We start from the raw sequence: 6,708 nt of genomic DNA, 5'->3' as shown, positions 1-6,708 counted from the left end.
TCGACCATTCGAAAATTGTGCCCTACCTGCATCGCGCAGGAGAAGAGCTTTTCGGCCATCTGGGCAAGCTGGAATGGTCCCACCAATGGAGCGGTTACTTTGCGGTGACGACTGACCACTTGCCCCATGTCCATGAGCCGGAACAGCATATTCATATCGCGGTGGGCTGCAATGGCCGCGGCATTGCCGTGTCCACCGCCCTGGGTAAACAATTGGCCAACCGCGTACTGGGAGCAACAGCGTCAGAGCTGGCCGTACCCGTCACCTCGATACGGCCGATCCCTTTCCATCGGTTTCGTGGCCTCGGGGTAAAAGCTGCCACCTGGTTCAAACGGCTCCAGGATAACAGGGATTAACCGGCCCCAATCAGGTGGTGGTTTCTTTCAGGTGGTGGCGGAAGTAGCCCTGAACCTCCCGCCGAGTCTGCTCGATATGCTTGCGTAACAAGGAAACGGCCAAATCGGTGTCTCCTTTTTCGCAGGCATCGAGAATGTGCACATGCTCAGCATGGGAGCGACCATGCTCTGCCACCATCGAGATCTTCATCCGCAGGGTACGTCCCATGTGATCCTGAGTGGCACGGATCATGGCCAGCAGTCGCGGTCTGTCTGCCGGGGCATAGAGACAGGCGTGAAAACGCATGTTGAGATCGCTCCATTCCTGCTGGGACATGGCCCTATCATAGGCATCGAGTAACTCGCGTGCCTTCCTGATATCACTGGAGGCCATATTCGGCACCGCCAGTTCCAATGCCCTGCATTCAAGCGCAATACGGATATCCAGCATCTCGATGTAGTCGTCTATGGTCAGGCTCACCACCGTCGCCCCGGCATTGGGCGTGATCACAACCAGACCTTCAGATTCCAGCCGACGCAGCGCTTCCCGCACCGGGATTTTGCTGATCCCCATCCCCTGGGCAATATCATCCTGGCGAATGGGGGCCCCTTCGGGAAGCTCGCCATCAAGGATCTGCCTCTTGATTTCCAGATAGGCTTTTTGGTTGGCGGTCATGGCTTTCTTGGCTGCGGGCATACAGATCCTGTTTTATATGTCTTTATTTTTGAATAGATGCAAAACCCCTTAACCCCGGCAGTATACCATACGGGGTAAGCCGGCAACGTTCGCGTGCATGCTCACTTTCCGCTAACCCGGTTGCCCCCTCCGCCATTACCTCGCACTGTACTCGCCAACCGACCCCAGAACCATGTGGAACAACCTGGCTCCGCATCGGGCATGTCTTCGCCACCCGATCGACAAGGTGAACACTCCAGCCTTTATTATCAATTTTTTAGAGAAACTGATTCGTTTTTACCGTTAATTATCAAATAGAACCAGCACTGATAAACTACCTCTTCGTTCCCCGTCATCAGGTCATCGGCACAACATCACGCAATAGCAACGGATAACGAGGCCCCGGCCTCGATACATCGGGAGCAAGAAGCCCTCCGGCGGTGCTCACCAGAATGACATGCTGCCGGCATTCTCATAATCAGGAGACACACCATGCAAAAAACCATTCTTGTGACCGGTTCGACCGATGGTATCGGGCTGGAAACCGCCAAAATGCTGGTGTCGCAGGGTCATACCGTGCTGCTGCACGGGCGCAACCCGGACAAGCTGGCAAAGGTGGAGGCGATGCTTTCGGGTGCGGCCCGGGTGGAAGGTTATGTGGCGGATCTGTCACGCCTGACCGAGGTCGAGGCGCTGGCCAAGGCCATCGCCGCACGGCACGACCGGCTGGATGTGCTGATCAACAATGCCGGGATCTTCCGCACGACCAACCCCGTCACGCAGGACGGCCTGGACGTCCGCTTCGCGGTCAACACCCTTGCCCCCTACCTGCTGACCCAACGGCTGCTGCCGCTGCTTGGCACCTCTGGGCGTGTGATCAACCTGTCTTCTGCCGCCCAGGCTCCGGTCGATCCACAGGCACTGGCAGGAAAAGTCAGACTGGCGGACGATTTCGCGGCTTATGCCCAGAGCAAACTGGCCCTCACCATGTGGTCCCGCAGCATGGGGCTTGCGCTCAAGGACCAGGGACCGGCCATTATCGCGGTCAACCCGGGCTCCATGCTGGGCAGCAAGATGGTGAAGGAAGGCTTTGGCGTGGCCGGCGGCGATATCCGCATCGGTGCGGAGATCCTGGCTCGCGCGGTACTGGCGGATGAATTCGCCACGGCCTCCGGCCGGTATTTCGACAACGATGCCGGCCGCTTTGCCTCGCCCCATGCCGATGCGCTGGATGCACAAAAATCCGATGACATGGTGCGCCTGATTGAAGCGGTGATCGCCGAACACTCATCCGTGTAATCATTAAACGATCACTTTACAGGCAGGAAGCTCAACCTTTCTGCCGCTCCCAGTAGGGCTGACCGCCGAAACACGCCGAAAAGTAGTCGATAAAGGCCCTGACCTTGGGCGCCAGCAGCCGCGAGCTCGGATACACGGCCCAGATGGAGGTGTCGGAAACATAGGGATATTCCCGCAAAATCTGCACCAGCTCGCCCCGCTGCAGGTGTTGATAAACATTCCAGGTGGAGCTCATGGCAATGCCCAACCCGGCCACGCAGGCATCTCGCACCGCCTCACCGTTGTCGATGCGCAGGCTGCCGCTGGTCTTGATGCTCAACGGGCCATCGGGGGTATCGAAGGTCCAATTTTCCAGTCCCATCAAATTCACGCACTGATGCTCGCTCAGCGCCTCGGGTGTGGCCGGCTCGCCAAACCGGGCCAGGTAGTCCGGTGACGCGCAGATAATCCGCCGATCATGGGCCAGCCTGCGGGCGATCAGGGTTGAGTCCTTCAGATCGGCGTTGCGAATGGCGATATCGAATCCGCCCTCAACCATATCGATGATGGCGTCACTCAGCTTCAGGTCCACCTTCAGCCCCGGATACTCCGACAGGAAGCCCTTCATGGCCGGGATCAGGTGTATGCGGCCGAACGAGGCCGGCGCCGACACCCGCAGGGTGCCGCTCGGTGACGCCTTCTCTGCGCCCACAGATGCCCGGGCGGCCTCAACAGAAGACAGCACCTCTTCCGCATGGGGCAAAAAGGCCTTGCCCTCTTCGGTGAGGGAGACTTTCCGGGTGGTGCGGTGAACCAGCCGCACCCCCAGCCCTTCTTCCAGCTTGCTGATATACGAACTGGCGACCGCCGGTGACAGTGCCAGTTCCTGCCCGGCCTGGCTGATGTTATGGGTCGCGGCCAGCCGTACAAATAGCCTGAGGTGGTCGATTTTCATCTCTATTATCAACAAAAAGATCAAATATGTTGATAATCATAAATGATTATCAACGGTTTACCTAACATATGAGGTGACTGGCTGCGCACCTGCCCGACAGGCGCAAAGGCAGCGAAAGACCAGAAAAGATCGATACCCGGCCACATTATAAACAAAAAATAAAAACTGATTAAAAAATTAACGTCATTATCATGCTTTGGTTTGTTAACTATATTGGGTCCATGCAATCCAAACCAACCGAGGTAGTGACTGATGAAAGCAATGACAATCCGAGATTTTGGTGGTCCCGAGGCATTCGAACTTTCCGAGCTGCCCAAACCGGAAGTCAAGCCTGGCCATGTGCTGGTGCAGGTCGCGGCGACCAGCGTCAACACCATCGACATGATGATCCGCCAGATGGGCAAAGATCTGCCGTTTGCGCCGGCACTGCCCGCCGTGCTGGGGATGGACTTTGCCGGCACCGTCGTTGCCATTGGTGATGGCGTCACCGAATATGCTGTGGGTGATGAGGTTTACGGCTGCGCCGGTGGTCTGGGAGAGCTGCAGGGCACCCTGGCCGAGTATATGCTGGCCGATGCCCGGCTGATCGCCCGCAAGCCCAAGAATTTGTCGATGCGCGAAGCGGCGGCCCTGCCCCTGGTGGGAATTACCGCCTTTGAAGCCCTCACCCGAGCCGGCACTGCCAAGGGGCAACGTGTGCTGGTGCATGGCGGTGCCGGTGGCGTGGGTCATATCGCCGTGCAACTGGCCCGCCACTTCGGTGCCGATGTTTATGCCACCGGTGGTGCAGACGAGCAACTGTCCATGATCGAAAAACTGGGGGCGGCAGGCATCAACTACAAAACAGAAAGTGTCACCGATTATGTCGCCAAACATACCGATGGTGCCGGTTTCGATGTCATCTTCGATACCGTCGGCGGGGCGAATCTGATCAATTCGTTTGATGCCGCCGCCCTGAACGGCCAGATAGCGACGACCGTTTCTCTACTCGAACTGGATCTGTCGATGGCCCACTTCAAGGGCTTGTCACTGCATGTGGTGTTCATGCTGATCCCGATGATCCACGACCATGGCCGGGCTGTACATGGCCAGATTCTGGGCGAGCTCGCGAATATTGTGGAAGCCGGCGGCCTGCGTCCGGTTGTGGATGAGCACCACTTCGGCCTGAGTGACGCCGGCAAGGCCCATGAACGTCTGGCCAGCGGTCAGGCCATGGGCAAAGTCGTGGTTGAGATATAACAGAACTGAATGGTCAATAGACTGCCAAAAAGTACGCCAAGACCAGGGCATATCGGTACGCCATAGAAGGCAAGGACTCGGGCAAGGCACTGGATGTAAGAGACTATGTGTAACTGACACTAACAGCACCTGAATCCTGTTTCAGGCACGGCAACTGCAAAAAGCCCCTGACGTCAGGGACTTTTTTTTATTTCAGTCTTTTTTCAAAGAAAGCGGTTCGCAGCCTCAGAGATCCATACACACATAGTGTGGAACACAGACAGCTTAAAGCTTTATTTAGCACAAATCATATATATCATTACAAAAATGACAAGCCATGATCACATATTATTAATTCCCGCCTAACTTATCTTTAAGATATCCAACAGCATCACTCATATGAATCGCAATCTTTTCACCTGTGCGGCGATTTTTATACTCAAGGAGACTCTCGTCGATACCACGTTCACCGATGATAAAAATATGAGGGATACCAACAAGCTCAATATCTTTTAGCATTACACCAAGACGTTCTTTACGGTCATCGAACAGCACTTCCACTCCCATAGCAGTTAGCTCCGCATATAACCTCTCAGCGACTTCTTTAACGCGCTTAGATTTATGCATATTCATTGGGGCGATAGCTACCTGGAATGGGGCTATCGCCTCTGGCCAAACAATCCCAAATTGATCATGGTTCTGCTCAATAGCCGCCGCTACTATACGAGTGCAGCCGATGCCATAAGCCCCCATTTCCATTACTTGTTTCTTTCCGTCAGCATCAAGCACCATTGCTTTCATCGCTTCTGAGTACTTTTTGCCCAGCTGGAAGATATGGCCCACTTCGATGCCACGCTTGAGAAGCAGGGTGCCTTTTCCACAAGGACTAGGGTCTCCCTCAACCACATTGCGAAGGTCAGCAACTTGGCCTAAATTGACATCACGATTCCAGTTGACTCCTAAGTAGTGCTTTCCACTGACATTAGCTCCCGCTGCAAAGTCGCTCATTACTGCAACACTTCGGTCTACAATGAAGGGAACTGCAAGGTTAACTGGCCCCAGAGACCCAGGATCTGCACCGACTAGAGCCTTAATTTCAGTTCCTTCTGCCATTTCCAATGGGCACGCCACTTCAGCAAGTTTTTCAGCTTTAACCTTGTTCAACTCATGATCACCGCGAATGACCAGTGCCACTACACTCGAATTAGTCTCATCAGAAGCTTTAACAAATAGAGTTTTTACCGTCTGGCTGATCGGAAGGCCGTGTTGTTCTACCAAATCAGCAATAGTCTTAACGTTTGGTGTCTCAACCAACTCCATTCGTTGGGTTGCTGTTGCACGCTCTGCCATTGGCGCTAACGCTTCAGCTTTTTCGATATTCGCCGCGTAATCAGACTCCGTAGAGAAAGCAATCAAATCTTCTCCACTTTCTGCTAATACATGGAATTCATGCGAGCTTGAACCGCCAATAGAACCTGTATCTGCAATGACCGCGCGAAAATCCAAGCCGATGCGATTGAATATATTACAGTATGCTTGATGCATATCTGCATAAGTTTTTTCAAGACTCTCTTTGTCTAGATGGAAAGAGTAAGCATCTTTCATGATAAACTCACGAGAGCGCATCACGCCAAATCTAGGGCGCACTTCATCACGGAATTTTGTTTGAATTTGGTACAAGCTCAAAGGAAGTTGTTTGTATGACTTCACCTCATTACGGACGATATCCGTGATGACCTCTTCATGAGTTGGCCCAAGTACAAACTGACGTTCATTACGGTCTGAAATACGCAGAAGCTCAGGACCGAACTTACCCCAACGCCCAGTCTCTTCCCATAAGCCTGAAGGCTGTACTACAGGCATTAATATTTCGACTGCACCAGCATCGTTCATTTCCTCACGAACAATTTTTTCAACTTTGCGCAGCACTCTCAGTCCAGTAGGTAGCCATGTGTATAACCCTGATGCTAGCTTGCGAATCATTCCCGCACGCACCATAAGTTGGTGACTGATTATTTCAGCATCGTTTGGAGTCTCCTTTAGAGTAGAAAGGAGATAGTTACTAGTTCGCATTCATGGCACCCGACATTAGTGAAAAAAGAAAGCAACAGTGACCCAAGGAGCATCACTTCATCAAACTTGAGGGTTGCGGCTATAGCGTGAGCTAAGACATCGCCAACTTCTATAGCAGCTCAGAGATCCCCTCATTTTTATTGCTCAGATAATGCCGAAGATGCGCTTGTATA

Annotated in this window: 6 protein-coding genes; 3 read left to right on the top strand and 3 right to left on the bottom strand. The window is 53.5% G+C overall.

The window, feature by feature from the left end:
* Window positions 1-356, top strand: a 356-nt coding sequence (locus tag BFR47_RS14245; protein ID WP_139215195.1) for an FAD-dependent oxidoreductase, incomplete at its 5' end; no start/stop codon positions are given.
* 10 nt (window positions 357-366) lie between these two features.
* Here BFR47_RS14245 and BFR47_RS14240 read toward each other — a convergent pair.
* Entirely contained in the window at window positions 367-1,032 is a 666-nt protein-coding gene (locus tag BFR47_RS14240) for a GntR family transcriptional regulator (RefSeq protein WP_071473690.1), read from the bottom strand.
* 471 nt (window positions 1,033-1,503) lie between these two features.
* Between BFR47_RS14240 and BFR47_RS14235 the strand changes: the two genes are divergently transcribed.
* Window positions 1,504-2,310 carry an SDR family NAD(P)-dependent oxidoreductase gene (locus BFR47_RS14235; RefSeq protein ID WP_071473689.1) on the top strand — a complete coding sequence of 269 codons (807 nt, stop codon included), beginning with the start codon at window positions 1,504-1,506 and terminating at the stop codon, window positions 2,308-2,310.
* Window positions 2,311-2,341: 31 nt separating this feature from the next.
* On the opposite strand, the gene BFR47_RS14230 is transcribed toward BFR47_RS14235, so the two are convergent.
* Window positions 2,342-3,244 (bottom strand): LysR family transcriptional regulator, encoded by a 903-nt coding sequence (locus tag BFR47_RS14230; protein WP_071473688.1) that lies wholly within the window; start codon window positions 3,242-3,244, stop codon window positions 2,342-2,344.
* Window positions 3,245-3,496: 252 nt separating this feature from the next.
* On the opposite strand from BFR47_RS14230, the gene BFR47_RS14225 reads away from it, so the two are divergent.
* Window positions 3,497-4,483, top strand: a complete 987-nt coding sequence (locus BFR47_RS14225; protein ID WP_071473687.1) for a zinc-dependent alcohol dehydrogenase family protein — start codon at window positions 3,497-3,499, stop codon at window positions 4,481-4,483.
* Window positions 4,484-4,813: 330 nt separating this feature from the next.
* On the opposite strand, the gene BFR47_RS14220 is transcribed toward BFR47_RS14225, so the two are convergent.
* Window positions 4,814-6,535, bottom strand: coding sequence for a proline--tRNA ligase (locus BFR47_RS14220; RefSeq protein ID WP_071473686.1), 1,722 nt, complete (start codon window positions 6,533-6,535; stop codon window positions 4,814-4,816).
* Window positions 6,536-6,708: the final 173 nt, after the last annotated feature.

Origin of the sequence: Oceanisphaera psychrotolerans (assembly GCF_001870485.1) — a bacterium.
GTDB lineage: Bacteria > Pseudomonadota > Gammaproteobacteria > Enterobacterales > Aeromonadaceae > Oceanimonas > Oceanimonas psychrotolerans.
This window is presented reverse-complemented; position numbering and strand designations above follow the sequence as displayed.